Origin of the sequence: Gracilimonas amylolytica (assembly GCF_002911695.1) — a bacterium.
GTDB classification, from domain to species: Bacteria; Bacteroidota; Rhodothermia; order Balneolales; family Balneolaceae; genus Gracilimonas; species Gracilimonas amylolytica.
Genome location: NZ_PQBS01000006.1, coordinates 22,994 through 43,800 on the forward strand (window position 1 = coordinate 22,994; position 20,807 = coordinate 43,800).

The 20,807-nt window shown below is 42.9% G+C and carries 15 protein-coding genes; 4 read left to right on the top strand and 11 right to left on the bottom strand.

Annotation, left to right across the window (positions count from 1 at the left end; genetic code table 11):
• Position 1: 1 nt before the first annotated feature.
• The gene (locus C3B73_RS00930) at positions 2–442 is read right to left on the bottom strand and encodes an acyl-CoA thioesterase (RefSeq protein ID WP_103663759.1); all 441 of its coding nucleotides are present in this window, start codon (positions 440–442) and stop codon (positions 2–4) included.
• A 117-nt stretch (positions 443–559) separates the two neighbouring features.
• Between C3B73_RS00930 and C3B73_RS00935 the strand changes: the two genes are divergently transcribed.
• Positions 560–1,648: a M42 family metallopeptidase gene (locus tag C3B73_RS00935; protein ID WP_103663760.1), complete on the top strand. Its 1,089-nt coding sequence runs from the start codon at positions 560–562 to the stop codon at positions 1,646–1,648.
• 105 nt (positions 1,649–1,753) lie between these two features.
• Here C3B73_RS00935 and C3B73_RS00940 read toward each other — a convergent pair whose 3' ends face one another.
• From C3B73_RS00940 to C3B73_RS00975, 9 genes are all read right to left on the bottom strand, one after another.
• On the bottom strand, positions 1,754–3,511 hold the full coding sequence (locus tag C3B73_RS00940; protein WP_103663761.1) for a fasciclin domain-containing protein: 1,758 nt from the start codon (positions 3,509–3,511) through the stop codon (positions 1,754–1,756).
• Positions 3,512–3,591: 80 nt separating this feature from the next.
• Entirely contained in the window at positions 3,592–6,354 is a 2,763-nt protein-coding gene (locus C3B73_RS00945; protein ID WP_103663762.1) for a carboxypeptidase-like regulatory domain-containing protein, read from the bottom strand.
• 1 nt (position 6,355) lies between these two features.
• A complete protein-coding gene (locus C3B73_RS00950) occupies positions 6,356–7,282 on the bottom strand; it encodes a FecR family protein (protein WP_103663763.1) in 927 nt (308 codons plus the stop codon).
• Positions 7,279–7,710 carry a sigma-70 family RNA polymerase sigma factor gene (locus C3B73_RS00955; protein WP_103663764.1) on the bottom strand — a complete coding sequence of 144 codons (432 nt, stop codon included), beginning with the start codon at positions 7,708–7,710 and terminating at the stop codon, positions 7,279–7,281. The genes C3B73_RS00950 and C3B73_RS00955 overlap by 4 nt, the downstream gene beginning before the upstream one ends.
• A gap of 3 nt (positions 7,711–7,713) precedes the next feature.
• Positions 7,714–7,863, bottom strand: coding sequence for a hypothetical protein (locus C3B73_RS13885; protein ID WP_157939382.1), 150 nt, complete (start codon positions 7,861–7,863; stop codon positions 7,714–7,716).
• Positions 7,864–7,940: 77 nt separating this feature from the next.
• Positions 7,941–8,879 (bottom strand): L-threonylcarbamoyladenylate synthase, encoded by a 939-nt coding sequence (locus tag C3B73_RS00960; protein ID WP_103663765.1) that lies wholly within the window; start codon positions 8,877–8,879, stop codon positions 7,941–7,943.
• The gene (gene mfd, locus C3B73_RS00965; protein WP_103663766.1) at positions 8,863–12,207 is read right to left on the bottom strand and encodes a transcription-repair coupling factor; all 3,345 of its coding nucleotides are present in this window, start codon (positions 12,205–12,207) and stop codon (positions 8,863–8,865) included. Before mfd ends, C3B73_RS00960 begins: the two co-directional genes overlap by 17 nt.
• A gap of 113 nt (positions 12,208–12,320) precedes the next feature.
• Positions 12,321–13,319 carry a vWA domain-containing protein gene (locus C3B73_RS00970; protein ID WP_103663767.1) on the bottom strand — a complete coding sequence of 333 codons (999 nt, stop codon included), beginning with the start codon at positions 13,317–13,319 and terminating at the stop codon, positions 12,321–12,323.
• Positions 13,319–14,323 (bottom strand): hypothetical protein, encoded by a 1,005-nt coding sequence (locus C3B73_RS00975; RefSeq protein WP_103663768.1) that lies wholly within the window; start codon positions 14,321–14,323, stop codon positions 13,319–13,321. Before C3B73_RS00975 ends, C3B73_RS00970 begins: the two co-directional genes overlap by 1 nt.
• Before the next feature lie 157 nt (positions 14,324–14,480).
• Here C3B73_RS00975 and C3B73_RS00980 point away from each other — a divergent pair, with 157 nt between their 5' ends.
• A complete protein-coding gene (locus C3B73_RS00980; RefSeq protein WP_232802898.1) occupies positions 14,481–15,773 on the top strand; it encodes a peptidoglycan DD-metalloendopeptidase family protein in 1,293 nt (430 codons plus the stop codon).
• Positions 15,774–15,801: 28 nt separating this feature from the next.
• On the opposite strand, the gene C3B73_RS00985 is transcribed toward C3B73_RS00980, so the two are convergent.
• Positions 15,802–16,677, bottom strand: a complete 876-nt coding sequence (locus tag C3B73_RS00985) for a DUF58 domain-containing protein (protein ID WP_103663769.1) — start codon at positions 16,675–16,677, stop codon at positions 15,802–15,804.
• 694 nt (positions 16,678–17,371) lie between these two features.
• On the opposite strand from C3B73_RS00985, the gene C3B73_RS00990 reads away from it, so the two are divergent.
• Together C3B73_RS00990 and C3B73_RS00995 are read left to right on the top strand one after the other, a co-directional pair.
• Complete coding sequence (locus tag C3B73_RS00990; protein ID WP_103663770.1) at positions 17,372–19,942, top strand: hypothetical protein; 2,571 nt, start codon at positions 17,372–17,374, stop codon at positions 19,940–19,942.
• Positions 19,943–20,292: 350 nt separating this feature from the next.
• On the top strand, positions 20,293–20,807 hold a 515-nt coding region (locus C3B73_RS00995; RefSeq protein WP_103663771.1), incomplete at its 3' end, for an REP-associated tyrosine transposase.

Below are 20,807 nucleotides of genomic sequence, written 5' to 3' on the forward strand. Positions count from 1 at the left end.
ACTAAAATTCATCATCTACCATCATCTGTTCGATATTTTCGATCTCAGGCAAACGGGTGGGTCTTTGATTGGTGATATCGAACCATACTCCCTTAGTTTCGGCTACACAAAGCAATTCTTTTGTTTTACTGTTATAAATGGCCTGTAGAGCTGTGATACTTGAATTTCCTATCGTACCCACACCGGTTCCAACCAAAACACTTGAAGGGTATTTGATCTGATTCAGATATTCGATCGTGGATTTTACAAGCACGAATGTTTTGCCGTCAGTGAATTCACTCTGCATTTTTCCAACCTCACCCAAAAAGCTGATACGGGCTTCTTCCAGGTAGGTGTTAAACAAAGCATTGTTGACATGATTGAGTGGATCAAGATCTCTGAAGCGAACGGGGATCTCCTTCCAGTGATAGAATTGGTTCTTTTCGTATTTGGGTCTGAACATGAATTTAAAATGATTTACTCAAAAGGCTTATATCTTCAATGGTATTACAATTGTCGTAAACTGCCCTTTATAATTGTTATATTTATCTGAAAGAAATTTAACCAAATAAATAAGTAGATGAGTAAGAAAAACGAACGAGATTTTTTAGAAGAACTACTGATCACTCCCAGTCCGACGGGATACGAAAAAGAAGGTGTGAGGGTGTGGAAAGAGTATGTAGATCAGTTTGCTGATGAAGTAGTAACGGATGCCTACGGTTCGTGTGCTGCAAAGATCAATATGAGTGGTGATGTAGCCACTGTAATGCTTGAAGCCCATTGTGATGAGATCGGAATGGTGGTACAACATATCAATGAACAGGGGTTTATTTACATCAATAAACTGGGGGGGAGTGATTCTACCATTGCGCGCGCCAAAAAAGTATATATTCATAACAAAAGGGGACGCGTAGTAGGAATCACCGGAAATACGGCCATTCACCTACAGGACAATAAAAACGGTGGGGGCAAACAACCTGCATGGAAGGATATCTACGTTGACATCGGTGTAACTTCCAAAGAAGAGGCCCTTGAGCTGGTTCAGGTTGGAGACCCGATCACATATGCTACGGATACTGAATTTTTGAATGATGATCTGCTATCTGCCCGGGCTTTGGATAACCGAATTGGAGGATATGTGATCGCCGAAGCACTTAAGAGAATCAGCAAACGAAAGAAAGATCTTAAAGTGAATGTGATCGCATTGAACTCTGTACAGGAAGAGGTAGGGGGATTCGGTGCCCGCATGATGAGCTATCGCTTCATGCCGGATGTTGCCCTGGTTACGGATGTGACTCATGCTACAGATACTCCCGGCATCGACCAAAAAGAACATGGAACGGTTGAGTTAGGCAAAGGGCCGACCGTTCAGCACGGGGGAGCCAATCATCCTAAAGTGGTGGAATTCATTGAAGACGTATGTGCCAAACATAAGATCGATGTTCAGCACGAAGCCACCAGTGTGAGAACCGGAACGGATACCGATAGTATATTCTATCAACAGACGGGTATTCCAAGTGCTTTGCTTTCAACTCCACTTCGGTATATGCACTCACCGGTTGAGCTGGTTTCGATGAATGATGTTGAGAAGCTTATTGAAATCATGGTTGAAACGGTATTAGCCATGAGGCCTGATCAGACATTCTCAGTGTTTGGAGATGAGAAATAACTCCCATTAATATTACTACAAATAGAAAAAGCCTGCTCAATACATGAGCAGGCTTTTCTTTTTGGATCAAATTTGACTTTAGATTCTAAAGTCGTAAACAAGATCTTAGTTTGCAGTGTAACTTGGTGGCAGTAGAACTCCATCAATGATGTGAATAACACCATTTGTTCCCTGTAGATCCACAGTAGTCACGTTTACAGAACCATTCAGGGTTACAGCACCTTCTGCTTCAACTTCCACTGTTATATCTTCACCTTGTACAGTAGGTACAGTTGTAGAGTTACCCGGTGCAGGCAGATCACCTGACATGATCTCTTGAGCAGCAACGTGGTATGTAAGTACTTCTTCAACCTGAGCAGCTGAAAGTGTTCCGAGGGTCTCACTTACAGCCTCAAAAGCCGCATTTGTTGGTGCGAATACTGTAAAGGGACCATTACCTTCCAGAGTTGGTACTAAACCATTGTCAGCCACTAAAGTAACTAATGTACTTAAGTCATAATTCTTAGATGCGATCTGAACGATGTTCAGGAATTCATTTGGAAGAATGACTTCATCGATGGCATGAATAGTACCGTTGTTGGTTGCAATATCAGCTTCAACAACGCTGGCTGATCCATTTACCATCACTCCATTTTCGGATGCAGTTACATAAACAGCTTCGTCAGTCAGTGAGGCAGGAGCTTGTTCTGCTGCAAGATCACCGGAAGCCACTTCTACAGGCAGTACATGGTAGCTTAGTACTGTCGCTAATTGCTGAGGTGACAATGAATTTACAATACTTTCAACTGCAGCAAATGCTTCATCAGTTGGTGCAAATACTGTGTAGTTTGCATCGGTATCACTCAAAGCTCCAGCTAAACCGGCATCCACAACTGCACTAACGAGCGTCTCAAAATTGTAGCGTTTTGAAGCGGCATCAACAACGGTTCCGTATGCATCCGGCAGAATAACCTGATCAATGGCATGGATCACACCGTTTGATACGTCAACATCTGCAGCAACAACTGAGGCTGCACCGTTTACGGTTACATTGGTACCATCACTTGTGATGAAGATCTCTCCACCTTCAAGGCTGGCAGCGGCTTGCTCTGCAGTTAAGTCACCTGCAAATACTTCACCTGATAACACATGGTAAGTCAGGATCTCAGTTAACTGAGCATCAGAAAGAATTCCCAGTAATCCTTCAGGAAGTGCTGCAAAGGCATCATCAGTTGGAGCAAATACGGTAAAGTCTCCTTTATACTTCAGGGTAGAAGTCAAGCCTACCTGCTCTATGGCAGAAGCAAGAGTTGTGAAATTACCGAGTTCAACAGCCTGATCAATGACATTGGCATCTCTGTAGCCTTCAGGAAGAAGTACGGCATCAACAGCGTGAATGATACCATTGGCGGCTTCAACGTCTGCGGTTACAACATTTGAGTATCCGTTTACAAGGACTCCACCATCAGCCTCTACCAGGATCTCTTCACCTAATAGAGTCTCTACATCCTGAGATGCAGCAAGGTCACCTGATTCAATTTCTCCATTAATTACATGGAACTGAAGTATTTCAGCTAATTGCTCTGGAGTTAAATTTTCTAGCGTTCCTTCTGGAAGTGCTTCAAAAGCTTCGTCAGTTGGGGCAAATACGGTGAATATTGGCCCTTCTTGTTCAAGGGTCTCGGCTAAGCCGGCATCCTGAAGTGCTTGTACCAATATGTCGAAGTTGCCATTTTCTGCGGCTACTTCTACAATATTAGCTTCGGGTGCGGGACCTAAGCCTCCGCCGTCATTATCATCACCGCAAGCCATGAAGGTCATGGACAGTACGAATAACGATGCAACAAATAATGTAAATCTCGATGAATAGTAATGTGATTTCATTTGTATCGATGTTTGAAAGTTAATGTTCACATCAATTACACATGAAAAAGGAGGGGTGACTAGTCTTTTCTGAAATTATTTTAAAAAGACAGTTCTATGGCCAGTGAAGGCGTAAAACCGGGAAGCGTTCGGGTATTTCTGTTGTAGGTAACATCATTTATTGACCGTAATTGTGGGTCAAGGGTATAAAAGACAGGATTGGTTCGGTCCATTACGTTCACAAGATCTATTTTGGTTTCGAGCTGCATACCATTACCCAGATCCAGAGAGTAGTTAAAGCCAAGATCCAGCTGTAAGTGGTATGGTAAGGTTTCATTTTCTGGCGAGGATAGGTCATAACTGCCAAAGGTTGTTTCGCCATGTATACCCAGGTAATCGTAGTATGCCTTATTATAAGCCCAATATCTGACTGGAGTCCATTCCAGATTTACCAGTGCATTGAAATTTCTGAATGCATTCCAGTTTATAAATGAGGATAAAGAGTAAGGTTCGCTCCATTCTGTGTGAACCATTCTATTATTGAACCGATCATCCGTTCTTTCCTTTGAAATATTGACTTGGTGAGTCACACTAAGGGTTAAATTGGGATCCTCAAGTATGAATTTCGTGGAAATAGATCCACCATACGCGAAACCCTTAGATCTTGAAAAATAGGAATTTTGATCTTGCAGCTCACTTCCGGGAAGTACCTGAGGCTTAAGGAGTTCATGATAGTTCAGGCGCCAGTTTACCGGTTTCCATTTGTAAAATGATTCTAATGTAAACACAAAAGCATCTGATGTGGAAACTGACCAGGTAAATGCCGTGTGGTAGGCTCTTGGAACCTCAGTGGTTCGGTCGTTAGCCTGCCAGAAAGTATAGGAAGGCAGGAGTGCACTTGGACCAAAACTAGCAAGGTCAAACCGATTGATAAATTGATGATAAACTCCTGTAGAAAATTTCAGGCTATGATACCCGGTCCTGGTTTCATTACTTAAATGTTCAAGAGTTAGCCGGGGCTCAAAATGAAAGGTTTCACTTTCGGGTAAATAAGTACCTCGTGTACCAAATTTCACCTTAGTCTGATTACTCAAATTATGTGTAACCTGGCCAAATGAACTCAGAATAAAAGAGTTTCTTGAAGTCGTGGTTGGAAAGTAGAACAGATCGCTTAATGTAAAATCATACGTCACTAATTTTGGGTCGATACCGGCCTTAAACACAGTACTTGAGCTATGATTGTAGGTAATTCCGGATTCTATGCTGAATTCAGATATATAGTTCTGATTTGCACTCACATCATTAAGGGTTTGAATATCAGTGAAATAGGTGAATGCTTCTTTCGGCTCAACCCCATTTGCAGCCAGTTCATCATTACCGATCATTTGATAATTATTCTGAAATTTCGAGGATGTGAAGTAGGTTTTGAACCACCAGTCAGATCTGGCGTTCAGAATTCCATTGTGGTCCAAATTGACCATCAGGGTATTCTGGGTGGTTCGGTCTTCTGAAAACACGTAATTAGGCTGCTGTGAAACTACATTTTGGCGTTCAGAAAGCAGGCGGGTATCAATAAAACTTCTTCCCAGATAGGCAGATAGTTGAGTAGATGAATAATCATCCGATCGATCTACAGCAAAATGTATGTCATAAAATTCCACGTCGGAATCCTGTACTCTTGAATGGTAGTGGGCAATATCACTATCACTTCCCATAATGAAATTTTGGATAAGGGGGTCAAGTTGATTCCATTGGTCGAAGGTGGAGTTTAGGTCCGGGGCTTCATAGATATCCCAAATATTATACCGGGCTGCAGCCATAGATCTCCATTTATTGTTCTGTATAAATGGAATTTCACCCCTTGCATTCATAGCATAGGGATCAGCTTGCAGGGTTGAATGTGTCATTCCCGGGGTAATGATATCGTGACTGAAATCCACGAATCCGGAAAGAGCACTGCCAACTTCAGCTCCAAAACCTGATTTTGACACATTAACCCGGTCAATCGCATAGGGGCTGAACATACCAAAGGTATTTCCGGCAACCGTTGAGTTGTAAATAGGAACTCCATCCAGTTTAATAGTATGATCCCTGGAGTCGCTTCCCTGAATGTTAAAGGTTTGTTGTGCAGCTGAAAATGTAAGCCCGGGAAAGGCCTTCAGAGATTTTACAGCATTACGGTCTGTCCCAATATAGTTATTCTCAATACTTGAGTAAGAAGTGCCATTTTGATTACCTCTGTAATCAAATATCGGAGTATTACTGCTTACTACCAGCGGTTCCATCATGTAACTCTTAGGCCGCAGTTCTATGACGGTGAGACCTTCGGCATCAGGACCGATCATAACGGTTCGCTGATCAGCTTCATAGCCTATGTAGGAAGCACGTACTTTGTACTCACCGGATAGAAGCGAAGAAATATTGAAATAGCCATTTCTGTTGGTTGCTGCAGCTCCGTTCGCATCCGCTATAAATACACTGGCATTGACAAGTGGTTCGCCGGTTTCGGCATCACGAACATAACCGGCCAGGCTGCCATATTGTGATCTTTTGACCGGAGAAGCCGTAATAACATACGTTCCGGTAGATAATATCACATAATCCAGATCAGAGAAAGAGAGGATCTTTTTTAAGATCTCATCTACCGGTTTATCACGCTCATTCAGGTAAACAGGGTTCTGAAGGTCTATCTTGGAATCATATGCGATATCGATGTGCGATATATTAGATAGCTCTTTGAGTGCTTCCTCTATGGTAACATTTCTGAGTGTTAATGAATATAACCTGTCATCTCCCTCAGATGTTTGAGCAAAAACAGGCTGACTTAGAAAGATCAACGCAGTTATGAGAAGGAAAGCTCTCATATCAGTTGGCCGAAATTCTGTAACCGTTGTGGATTTTTTGGTAATTCAACCCTTTAATGGTACAAATGTCCTGAATGATCGACTCCGGGTCATTTGGCTGGTGATAAAAGGCTGTAATATTTTCACTCTGAAGAGCGAGATCTTGATCCCGTTGTATCTGTATATCAAATCTTCGCTCCAGTAAATTAAAGGCATCGTTTAAGTTATCATTTTGAAATGCGATGTTATTTGATAACCAGGCCAGGATATTATCAAGCTCTGCAGACGCAGAGGTGATCTCAGATGACTCAGTTATAACGGCAGTCTCATTTTGGTTTAACACCAGCGATCGATTCTCTTTTAATTCAGTGAACTCAACAGAGCCTTCTGCTACTGCAAGCTTGGCTTTTGGACCGGATGATACTCCCCAGTCCGTCAAATTAAATTCGGTTCCCAATACTTTGACTACACTATTTGCCGTGGTTACTGTAAACGGGTCTTCAGGATCACTGTAAACATCAAAGTATCCTTCTCCTGTGAGGGTTACATTCCGCCCCAGATAATTATAAAATCTTGAGTAGGTCAATTCAGAACCGCTATTCAGAGTGATCTCGGTTCCATCCGGAAGGCTGACTGTTGCTGTCTCTCCGTTTGGTACTTGAACACTGATCGGAATGGAAAGAATGAAAAGCATTCCAACGAATGAAATGGTTGCGGCTATTGCCATTAGCTTCCAGTTAAAGCTAAAGCCTGAGGTTGGTTCAGCCTTGTCTTGTTCCACATCTTCGATCTGCCCAAGTACATTCCCTAAGGCATTTTCGACCTCTGAATCAGTCAGGGATATTTTATCATCCTCTGATCGTTTATATGCTTCCAGATCATTGTTGAGGTCTTCAGGTAAGGAATGTCTGTCCTTATCATCCGGGCCGTTGTTGTCATGTATATTCATAAAGCAATATCTATATCACGTCTGTTGTAAACCTCATATTCTTCCCTCAGGAAATTACTGGCGGAAACAATATGATTATTAACTGTTCTTGCTGAGATATTCATTACCTCAGCGATCTCTTCATGCAGTAAACCATCAAAACGGCTCAATTCAAAGGCTTCCCTTTGCCGTTCAGGAAGTTTCTTAATGAGTTTTTCAATGATCTCAATAGTTTGCTCCATATAGGAGGAACCATCTTGTTCTTGATGAATCATCAGGGAGTGAACCGATTGTTCTTTTCCCTCAAGGGATTCAAATCGATTCTTATGATCTCTAATGTGATTCAGGCAAAGATTTCGGATAATGGTGAACATGTACGACTTCAAAGATTTTGAAGTATCCAATTGGTCACGGGTTTTCCATAGCTTTATAAAAGCCTCTTGTACCAGGTCTCAGGCCTGATCTTTGGATCTTACATACCGATAAGCAAAGCGTACATAGTGTTCGTAACAGGCACGAAAAAACTCTGAGTAGCATTCTTTGCTACCATTTTTAATGGCCCGGTTCCACTCGGTAAACTGATTATCGGTAATGTTTACCATATTTGTACAGTTAATACACGTGAAAATAGTCTTGTGACTATGCTGATTTAACTGAAATGGAAAAAAATCCGTTCTGCCTATCCCAAAGTTTTCCGAATTCGGTTTATCAGTGCTTCGTAATAAGCCGGGTATTCTGCCTTATGCTCTTCAAACGGTTCTATATGAACCCTATGATAACCCTGTTGATCTGCTTGCCTGAACCGGTCATAAAGTTCTTTGGATAATTGTTTCAGGTCACCTTCATAACAGATCACATTATTTTGTTTCACCTCAGGAGCTGTTTGCATCACATATAAAGTATGATCATTAAAAGCACTTACACCTTTGTAAACAACATCAGCTTTGGGTTTGTAATGCGAATACTTTTGTCCGGGACTTTTGGGAGTTTCTTGTTCATTCATATGATCAGACCTGACTTTTAAACCTGTGACACTTTCAATTTCATCCGCACCGATCTTACCCGGTCGCATAAGTGTGATGTGATCATCCTCAAAACCTATGACCGTTGATTCCAGTCCAATATTTGTTATGCCTCCGTCAATCACCGGGAACTCATCTCCAAAATCTTCTTTGACGTGCTTAGCCTGTGTTGGACTTGGTTTTCCAGAATGATTGGCACTTGGGGCCACCAGTGGACCGGTTTGTTTTATAAATTCAAGAGCCAGGGGATTTGAAGGTATTCTTAATGCTACGGTTGGCAAACCGGCTGTGACTGAATCAAGAATTTCCTCTTTCTTATTCAATACGAGAGTAATCGGACCCGGCCAGAAGTGTTTCATTAGGAGCTTGGCTGCTTCAGGAATATCTGTCGCAAAATCGTGCACCATTTTAGTGTCTGACAGGTGGACAATAAGTGGATTATCAACCGGACGACCTTTGGTCTCAAATACTTTTTGTATGGCAACCGGATTCCGGGCATCAGCACCAAGTCCATACACGGTTTCAGTAGGGAAGGCTACCACTCCGCCTTCTTTAATGATGTTGACAAATGGGGTCAGGTCAGGCAAGGACTTCATCTTTATTCAGTTGTTTTAGGAATGAAAGTGCAGCTTCAATATCAGGAATATCCTGTATCACAAAACGTACGGTATCTTTTTTCTGTACGACCTGAAATTTATCCTGCTTAATGTACTCAATGCTCTCCAGGACCTCCTGAAACTTACCGGAATCAAAGAAAGTCTTTCCGGTTTCGGAGTCTTGTTTAGGGCAAACTAACCACATTCTGTCGGCACGGATGGTAACTTTGGTGAAGAAATTCAGTGAGGCAAATAACTTGATCTTGCTGGCAAGTACCAGATATTCTGTTTCTTTAGGTACCGGGCCAAATCGGTCTTTAACCTCTTCATACCATTCGTCGATCTGCTCAGGTTTATCGGCTTCAGACAGTTTCCTGTACAGATTTAAGCGTTCCACATTGTCAGATACATAGTCCTGAGGAAGCAATGCCGTTTCATCAAATTCTACTGTGGTTTCAGGTCGCTCGATCTCAATATCAACATTTTCAAACATATCGCTGAATTCGGTACGCTTGAGTTCATTTACCGCGTCATTAAGGATCTTGGTATACAGATCGAAACCAATATCGTTGATAAAACCACTCTGTTCCGCACCTAAGATATCACCGGCACCACGAATATCAAGATCACGCATGGCAATGTTGAATCCGGATCCAAGATCTGAGAATTCCTCCAAGGCCAGGAGTCGTTTTCGGGCTTCAGGTGTGAGTGTTTTAATGGGGTTGGTAAACAGGTAACAAAAAGCCTTTCGGTTCGAACGCCCCACACGCCCACGCAGCTGATGCAATTCAGCTAGTCCAAAGTGGTTTGCGTGATTAATGATGATGGTGTTTGCATTAGCAATATCGATGCCGTTCTCAACAATGTTGGTAGAGACTAATACATCAAATTTATGCTGATAGAAGTCGTTAATGATCTTTTCCAGCTGTGAACCGCTCATCTGACCATGCCCAAACCGGACACGGATATCAGGTACCAAACGGCGAACCATTTCCGCGATCTCTTCAATGTTCTTTACCCGATTATGTATGAAAAATACTTGTCCGCCCCTCGACACTTCCTGAAGAATGGCATCACGTATCAGTTCCTCATCAAAACTGTGAATTTCCGTGTAAACCGGTTGCCGGTTGGGGGGAGGGGTATTGATAACGCTGAGGTCACGCGCACCCATCAACGAGAACTGAAGGGTTCTTGGGATAGGGGTAGCAGTTAAGGTGAGAACATCTACGGTGGCCCGAAATTTTTTCAGCTTTTCTTTAGCTGATACACCGAAACGTTGCTCTTCATCAATGATGATCAGTCCAAGATCCTTGAATTTAACATCTTTAGAAAGCAAGCGGTGGGTTCCGATCAGAATATCAACCTCACCATCCTCAAGATCGTTGATCACCTTTTTCTGTTCCCTGGATGTTCTGAATCTTGAAATCGATTCGACACGAACCGGGAATTTATCCATTCGTTTCTTAAAGGTCTTGGTATGCTGTTCAGCCAAAATGGTAGTGGGAACGAGAACCGCTACCTGCTTATGGTCTAACACAGCCTTAAAGGCTGCACGAACTGCCACTTCGGTCTTTCCAAACCCGACATCACCGCAAACCAGCCGGTCCATGGGGTGTTCACTTTCCATATCCGTTTTTACAGACTGAATAGCATCATATTGATCCGGGGTTTCCTCATATTCAAAATTAGCCTCCAGTTCCACCTGCCATTCATTATCCGGCGAAAAATCGTAGGCTTTCTGCGCCTTTCGTTTCGCATAGAGCTGGATCAATTCCCGGGCGATGTCCTTAACTTTCTTTTTGGTTTGAGCCTTTTTACGGGCCCAGGCTCCGGAACCCAGTTTTGTGATCCTTGGTGCAGTTCCTTCCTTACCGGAATACTTCTGCAGTTTGTGAAGGCTGGTTACGTTTACATAGAGCGTTGAGTCATCTTTATACTGAAGAACAACAACTTCCTGTTCTGTATTTTTTACGTGGATCTTTTTAAATCCAAGAAATTTGCCGATCCCGTAGTCTACATGAACGACAAAATCCCCCACACTGAGATCCTTTAGTTCTTTAAAAGAGATGCCGCCATGAAATTTTCTTCGCTTTGTTTTTGGACGGTGGTACCGGTTAAAGATCTGGTGATCGGTAAAAGCAGCGATCCCGGCCGGTGGATAAATAAAGCCCTCGTGCAAAGTCTCTACAGATAAGAGGTAATTAAAAGTGTCAGAAGCTTCTCCTAAAAGTTCTTCAAACCGATCTCGTTGACCATCGTTATCGCAAAGAATAATCGTGGTTAACCCTCTCTCTGAATTTTTAGTGATCTCCTCCCGTAACAGCTTGAAATTGCCATGAAAATCGGGTTGGGGTTTAGCTTCAAGTGTCAGCGTTTTTTGATCTCTGCCTGAGGCATTAACGTCTGCTACATAAAGTGTGTGATTGAACCGATCGAGTTCCTGCTTGAACAGATCGGGTGACATGAACAGTTCTTCGGGTAGGTCTAAGTTTTCACTGTTATGATGCTCTTCATAGGCTTCTTCAGCCTTGCTGTAAAGATCATCAATTTTTGATAAGATGAACTGCCTCTCTGATGTGATCAAAAGTGTGTCATCTTCAAAATAGGAAAGAAAGTCAGCTTTCGTCTTTTCAGGAAGGTTACTGAGATCGGGTATAATGCGCGCTTCATTCAAGAAAGCGATGGATCGCTGGGAGTCTGCATCGAATTCCCGGATCGTATCAAGTTCATCTCCGAAAAATTCCAGGCGAAGAGGATACTCACCGGAAAACGGAAATACATCAATGATCCCTCCGCGTACGGCAAATTCACCCGGTTCATCCACAAATTTAACGGGATTGTAACCCTGTTCAACTAATTGCTCTCTTAAATTTTCCGGATCGATCTCATCTCCTTTTTTGAGACGGATACTGACTTCATCTAAAGCGGAGGGAGGTGCTACTTTTTCAAATATTGCTTCTGAAGAAGTGATCACGATCTTTTTGGGGTGATCCGTGACTTCCTGTAAAGCCTCGGATCGCTGTACCAGTAGTGCGGTATCCCTTAACTGCTGATTGTCGAAGGGTTTGTTATTGGTGGAGGGGAATAAAATGATCTTTTTATCCGGAGAAATGGCATTCAGATCTGCAAACAGGAACCGGGCACCTTCATCAGATTCGGATAAAACAACAATATTCTTGTAATGAGAATGCAAAGCATCGATCAAAAAACTGTTTAAGGCACCGATGCTTTTCTTTAAAGTGAGAGAAGAATCTGACTCTATTCTCTCATGGACGTTTCGGAAAACATCCGACTTTTTTAATTGCTCTCTAATGAAGGTAATGCTCATTTAGGCGTGCAGGTAACTTTATAGATTTCTTTGAGACTACAAAGATAAAGCGAATGCAATTAGGATGTAATCTTAATTATTTAAGACGACGATCGAATAAAGTAAAGTGTTACTTAATCGAGTGGAGTGATAGTCTGTGTAATTGTAATTTTGATCAGGAATGAGAGCCCGAAAAGGATCAGAGAGATACTCAGGTACAAGGGATATTTATCTTCATAATCGGTGTAGATCAACTCTTCAACTTCGGTTTTCTCAAGCTCATCAATTTCAGCGTACACACTTTCAAGTTGTTCGCTGTCTGTGGCACGGAAATAGCGTCCACCCGTCAATTCAGCAACCTGTGTCAGCATTTCCTCATCAATGTTAACCTGTACATTTTGATAACGCTGACCAAAGATAGGATCCTGAATAGGATATGGAGCGGTACCCCTGGTTCCTGCACCAATGGTGTAGATCTTAATGTTGTAGGTTAGTGCCAGATCAGCAGCGGTTACCGGGTCGATCTCACCGGCATTATTCTGACCATCTGTAAGAAGAATGATAACTTTACTTTCAGCCGGGCTTTCTTTCATCCGGTTAACAGCGGTGGCAATACCCATACCAATGGCGGTTCCATCCTGAATTACTCCCATTTCCAGATCGTCGATAAGTTGCTTAAGGAGGCGGTAATCGAGGGTAGGAGGTACTACGGTAAAGCTTTTCATGGCAAAAGTAACCAGGCCAATTCGATCGGTTTCCCGTTTATCCACAAAATCTTTGGCTACCTGTCGGGCAGCTTCAAAACGGTTGGGTTTGAGGTCTTCTGCCAGCATGGAGGTCGACATATCCAGAACCATTACAATATCGATCCCTTCTGCATTTCGCTCAACCGTGGTCAGGCGCTCTTGAGGACGGGCCAGTGCAATGATCAGAAATACCAGTCCAGTCCAGATCAACATAGCTTGCACCCAGTGAATGTGAGACTTCCAGTTTCCGGGAAGATCATTCATCTGGTCAAGAGAAGAAAAGGATAGGGAAGCCTGCCTGCCCGAAAAAAAGCGATATATGTATAAACCGGCTAAAACAGGGACAATAATGAGTGCCCAGAACCAATATGGATCAGCAAATTCCATTATTTCGTGCCTCCGTTTTCTGTTACAACTTCTTCCTTAACAGATAGATATTTAGCATCATACTCTGCCTTGAGTCTGCCAATGCGTGAAGCATCGGTCAATTTAGCCCGTTCCAGAAATTCAATGGCTTCATCGTAGGTTTTCCAGGCATCTTCAAGGGTTGGGGTGAATTTAGCAAATTTAACGAGGTCAGCTCTGCGTAGTACACTTCGCGTCTTTTCAGCAAGGGTATCATCAACTCCGTAAGCATCCAGATACCGGATCAGTTCACCGGAAGTGGATTCAAGGGCGGGAATCTTATACAGGACTTCAAAATAAGTTCTGAGTGCATCACCGATCTGACTGTAGAATAACTTGTAATCTTTAGTCTGCTCCACTTTTGTATCCTCTTTAATACGAAGCAGATCTTTTTCGAGTTCTTTGATCGGGTCATAAAACTCAGGTATCGAAGGTTTATCAAGTTCCATTTCCTCCTTAGTATCCTCTCTGAATTTAAACCACCATAGCAGAAATCCGGCTAAGACGATAAAAGCAAGGAGCCATGGCCACCAGGGAAGGGGAAACTGATAATTTGGTTTCATGGGTTTGAGGGTTGTATCGCCCTCAGCAACAACGGTTTTAAAAAAGATAGTGACCGGATCGGTGAGTAGTGTAGTGGTATCAGATTCACTGAATACTGAAACCGGTAGAGATGGGATCTGCAGATCTTCATTCCCAAAATACTGAAGTTCGTAGATCAGGCTGTCAGAGAATTCTGAAAGTTTAAACTGCTTTCTGTTTAAAACTTCAACTGTAGGGGGAAATGAGTTAGTATCCGGAAACTGAACATTTGAGTATTCCTGATCTAACTGCAGCAGCAGCGAATAACTGAAGGTGTCCCCAATTTGGATAGAATCTGTATCAACTTGCGTATTAACAGACTGAGCCTGAATGTGTCCTGAAAATATTATGGATAGTGCAAGGAACAGAATGGGTGCACATCGGTTTAACAGGAGTTTTTTCATTTAAGGTGTTAACGACTGATTTAAGATTAACGCGGATTGAAAATATCACTTTGAGATGTAAATATTTCACAAAACTAAAAGGTTATATCTGTTTATGAAAGTAGCCTGATAATTCTTATTATTTTCTGCAATACACAAAAGAAATCTACAGCACAAGTTGAAGGAAAAGATCAAGTCTAAGTGGGGAATCAGTGCGTTAACACTAATTTTAGTGGTTAGCTCTGTGTGGCTCCTTAATTTTACAGGTAACGATACTCCTCCGGAATTTACTATTACCGAACAGAATGTTATTGAGATCAAAGAAGAAGTGCAGCTCGATTCTTACGGTTTCAATGTGATCGATTCTCAGATCGAAGAGGGTAGAGTAAAGCGTAACCAAAGTTTATATCTTATCTTGCGTGACCTTGATGTGTCCCCTCAAACGATCTATGAGATCAATAATAAATCGAAAGGGGTTTTTCAAAGTAACAGGGTTAAACCCGGTCAGCGGTACATTGTTTACAAAGAGTCAAATACTTCAAAACCCTACCGGTTAATTCTGCACGACAATGCACTGGATTATGTGACCTTTGAATGGGGAGATGAAATTAAGGTTACAACCGGACAGAAAGAGGTAACAAAAGAGATCAATATTGCATCCGGAGTAATTACCTCATCTTTATATGAATCACTTGTGGAAAAAGGGAACAATATTCTTATCGCTAACAGGCTTAGTGAGATCTTTGCCTGGCAGATCGATTTCTTTCGTTTATATCCCGGTGATAACTATAAGCTGATCTACGAGAAGCAATATGTAGATGGCAAGCCTTATGGAATTGGAGATATTCTTGCAGCTGAATTTGAGCATGATGGAAGAACGTACGACGCTTATTATTTTGAGGGTGATAAAAGCATGGGATTCTTTGATAGTGAAGGTAATGGGGTTCAGAAAGCCTTACTCAAGGCTCCATTTAAATTTTCACAAAGGATCAGTTCATCGTTTAACCGAAACCGGTTTCACCCGGTATTAAAGCGACGAATGCCTCACAACGGAGTTGATTACGCAGCTCCAATTGGAACTCCGGTATTATCGGTTGGGGACGGGGAAGTCACAGAAGCCCAGTACCGTGGTGCAAACGGAAATATTGTTAAGATCCGTCATAACGGAACATATACGACCGCTTATCTTCACCTGAATGGATTTGCCAGGGGGATCACTCCCGGCACCAGAGTCCGGCAAGGGGAAGTTATCGGTTACGTAGGCAAAACCGGACGGGTAACGGGTGTTCACTTGCATTACATGATCTATAAAAATGGTCAGCCCGTAAATCCGTTGAATATTGATCTTCCGCCATCAAAATCGATCGACGCATCTGAAAGAAGTCAGTTTGAAAAGATGGTTGAGAATCTGAAAAGAAAGATGGAAAATGATAGGGCAGAAAGTGTAGCGTCCGTAATTAAGGAAGAATAACGGGTAATATAATACAGACTAAACACCCTTAGTAGCGGCTACCACGTCGTTGGAAGAAATTCATCAGGGGTTTGACGTACGACTCATTAGTTTTTACCTCAACGGCATCGATCTTCATTTTAAGCATCATTTCCTGTAAATAAGCTTTTTGCTTCATACGGTTGATCTTATAGGCCTTTCTAACCTTGGTACTTGAGGTATCTATGATCTTCTCAGCCCCGGTCTCGGCATCTCTCATTTTCACCAAACCAAGCTCAGGCAGTTCATCCTCGTACTGATCATTAATGATAATACTCACCAGGTCGTGTTTTTGGTTGGTGATACGGAGTTGTTTGTCAAAATCCTTGTCCTGAAAGTCGGATGCTAGAACCACAATGGCTCGTCTGTCCAATAACCGGTTGATATATGATAGTCCATCAGCAATATCTGTGCCTTTACCGGTTGGTTTGGTCGTGTACATTTCGCGGATGAGCCGGAGTACATGGGTTCGGCCTTTTTTGGGAGGAACTACTTTTTCAATATGATCACTGAAAAGAACTAACCCTACTTTATCGCTGTTTTTGATAGCACTGAAAGCCAGTACTGCACAGATCTCAATAGCCAGATCCATTTTACTTTGTTCGTGGGTTCCAAATGTTCCACTTTGTGATATATCGATGCAGAGCATTAAGGTCTGTTCCCGTTCTTCTTCAAATATCTTGATGAACGGATCACCTGTACGGGCAGTCACATTCCAGTCGATCTGCCTGATGTCATCCCCGTAGGTATAAGCCCGCACTTCAAAAAATTCCATGCCACGCCCTTTAAAAGCTGACTGGTACTCACCTCCAAATAGAGAATTAACAATTCCCTTGGTTTGAATTTCGAGCTTTCGGATTTTTTTGAGGATTTCCTTTGGGATCATGGCGCCTGCTTATGTGATGGGACGAAGATAAGAAATGGCAGGTATAATCAAGAATCAGAAAAGTAAAAAAATCTACCTCCCGTCTGACGGCTAAAGTCCGTCTGACCGATTGCTGAATTCCAGTACTTCAGCTTATTCACAATACATTCCAACTTCCCAAGCCTAATCCATCGATCAGACCGGTTATCGGTCAGATCGAGTTCGTGGTTGTTAGACTTAACCTCGTTACGGTGCTCCGCTCCGTAATGCCCCACCGAGGCTCTGCCTCACGATGTATGCCAAGGCACTGATCTAATCTATCCAAAGCTGTTTTGAGGCAGAGCCTCGCAGTGAGGTTCCGCAGCGGAGCGGCGGAACCAGTAAAACATTCCAACTTAACCTCGTTACGGTGCTCCGCTCCGTAATGCCCCACCGAGGCTCTGCCTCAAGATGTGTGCCAAGGCACTGATCTAATCTATCCCAAGCTGTTTTGGTGCAGAGCCTCGCATTGAGGTTCCGCAGCGGAGCGGCGGAACCAACAATAAAGGCTCCCAAGCCTAATCCATCGATCAGACGGGTAATCCGTCAGATCGAATTCGGGGTTGTTCAACCTACCTCTCGGTCTGATGGCTCCAAGTCCATCTGACCGATTGTCTTTACAGGCCCGTACATTTTAAATTAGCATCGGAAGACCTGCTTTATTAGATTCTTAGCCATGAAGATTATCAAGACATATTTCGTAGGTTTTTCTATGGTGCTTTTGGGGTGCCTTCTGTTGAACGGCTGTAAAAAAGATGGCGGCAGTACCGGTTCGGGTTCCGGCCCTGAAAACGCCCCGTTGCAGTTGAACCTGACAGCCCCTGCGGAAGTGGAGGTTCCGCTGGGAGAAGTTTCGGTAACCTATTCCGCCTCAGATAACGATGGCTTGGTTAGCGTTGAGGTATCCGGGGCCCTGCCCGGCGGGGAAGGAGACTTTAACCTAACCCGCTCCTTTACCGGTTCGGTAACCTCCTGGGATACCACCATCGCACGCATGGTGGGGCAGGCAGGAGAGGGTGCCTTTGAGCTAATGGCCGAATCCAACACCCCGGACGGCAGTGAACAAAATACCACCTCGGGCAGCACGACCTTTACCCAGCGCGAGACCACCGAGGCACAGTTTACCAGCACCTTTGGGCTGACCAGGGCAGGCCAAATCGTTAGCTATACCCTTAGGGCGAATGACTCCGACGGTCTTGCCACACTAACCCTCAAAGAAGTCCTGCCTGGAGCTGCCGATACCACTACAACGGAATTCACCCCGGAAGGCACCGATTTTGAGCAAGTGATCGAACGTACCTTTACCAGCCAGGGCACCTACATCAACATCTTGCAAGTGGAGGATATTTATGGGGAGATCGCCGCTGATAGCACAGCAGTTATTATTTACGCACCACTCGTAGACAGAGTACTTACGGTAGATGCAGGATATCCAGAAATAGATGTGGATTTTAATCTGGATTTTAACGGACAAAACGCAACTGTGCAGACAAATCAGCAAGGAAGAGCAACAGCAACATTTAGCGCACCACAAGACAGTACAGTAAGTTATAGTGTGGCAGCAGACGCACTTGGACTGCAACGAGCAGATGCGCAAGGACAAAGCAGCGCAGATGCACAAGAAACACTCAGTCCACAAGCAGTACCAATAACACTTGTACAGAACTCACTATCAGAAATACGGCCGCGATCATCACAAGACACAGATATATCAGGAATTGCTGTAGCCTCAGACACAGAAGGAGACGTACCATTAACCTTTAGCTTAACTCCACAAGACGCAAACCTTGACGTAACGCCAGTCTCAAACACCGTATACACAATTGCGACAAGCAACCAAGACCCAGCAGGAATAACAGCACAGCTACAACTAGACGCAAGCCACCCATACACACAACAACAATTCAGTGTAAACCAACCAATTGCGCAACGAGCAGACATCGTATTTTCACAAACAGGATTTAACGGAGTAGAACGACAAGAAAAAATCCTAGACTTACAACAAATTATTGATTCAGACGCAACAATAACACAAGCAAGTATTGTGAATCCGTCAGCAGGACTTAGCGTAAACCAAATCAACGACTGGGAATGGTCAGTGCGTTCAACAGACAATATCAGCAGTCCACAAACATACACGTTCTCCATAGAAGCACAAAATGAGGAAGGAAACCAAGAAAGCCAAAGCGCAAGCATCAATATGGATAACTTGCCAGAATTCAGTGCGACAGTACATGACAACGTAACAGATCAAATACTCTCAAACGCATACCTCGTACTCGAAGACAAAATAAACGGAGTCTTTACACCAGTAGACTCGCTGTTTAGCACAAACGGAACCTTTAATGGCGTAGAGATGGAAGCAGAATACGCACGATTCGGATACCGAGAAGGAGGACGAAACAACGCATTTGAACACAGAATCATACCAGCAGAAAACGGAAGCTATGAGATAGTTATTGCACCATTTACAAAACGAGATGAATTTGGTAACGCAACTGGCCAATGGACTCGAGACGAAATGGAAAGACGATTTGCCGACATGCAACGAACATGGGGAAACAGCGGGTATGGAACTGTAAATGGAATTCAAAATGGAACTTCATTTAATGATGCAATTCCTGTCTTTGATACACCTACTGGTCAACCGCAAAAAGTTATTCTTGCAGTTAATTTAGAAACGCAGTATTATGACTCAAACGGAAACCTCGTTGTAGAACATGATAGTATGAGTACGCGAGATATTGGATTAATTCAAGACTGGTACGAAAACGAAACGCGACAAGTAAACGCAGTAGGAAATCCAAAAATCACGCGACCACCAGCACTCACAATAGAACAAGATTACACTCTTAAAATATTTGACCGACAAGAAAAAAACCAGTATATTCTTCCACGAAGCGAGGATGATGATAGAGCGGCTGTGGCAATAAATTCAGAAGGAAATGGAAACATTTTTGATGCATACATATTTTTACAATCAGGCTCTAATCGAGATCCTTCTGAACAAGGACAATACTATTCATATACGCAAGAATCTGTTGCTATAGGAGGGGAACATGGAAAGCTTCCTGCACAAGATCTCGGACCGCTTGAGAGTATGGTAAATAACCAAGTAAATGTAGGAGATGCACAATGGTTCCCACTCAATCGATTTGCAAGTTGGATAACAAACCACACAGGATACCAAACACTGCCAAACGAGAAGAAATTCAGTAACGCAGTAATTTTGCCAAAAAACGAATAACTCAACAGTAGATACGGTACTGGTAGAAGTATTTATATAACAGAGTCGTGAAAAAAGACATATGAGCGTGGGTTTAACCTCGTTACGGTGCTCCGCTCCGTAATGCGCCTCCGAGGCTCTGCCTCACGATGTATGCTAAGGCTACTGATCTAACCTACCCCAAACTCCTCCACTGCTAAGCCCAAACAAAGAAGCTCCAATCCCAAATCTATTCCACAGTCAAAAGTACGTTGAGGCAGAGCCTCACATGGAGGTTCCGCAGCGGAGCGGCGGAACCAGTACGTATCTTTTTTTAGAAATTTTGTAAGGAATCCAAATAAAACAGCTCTTACTAAATAAATAGAGTCAACATGGGAAGAAGCCGATATAAATTTCACGAAGACCACTATCCATATTTTATCACAAGTTCTACCGTTGAGGGATATCCTCTATTCATGGATACAAAGATTTGTGAAATCATACTCGATGCACTAAAATATGTACAAGAAGAACATGATATAACATTGTATGGGTATGTTATCATGCCCAATCACATTCATATGGTTGTAGAGGGTAAAGCATTATCTGCCCGACTCAGAGCGTTCAAATCATATACCGCTCGAAGTATTATTAACTATCTAAAAGCGAACAAGAAGACAAGGACGTTAGACCAACTTAAGGCAGGTAAGCTGGATAATCATAAAGACAGTGAATTCCAGGTGTGGCAGGAGGGTTTTCATCCCAAACAGGTTTCAACTCAAAAAATAATGAGACAGAAGATCAATTACATTCACTATAATCCGGTGAAATCCGGTTTCGTTTCTTCCCCGTTATATTGGCGATATTCATCGGCATTAAATTACGAGGGTGAAGAAGGTTTGATCTC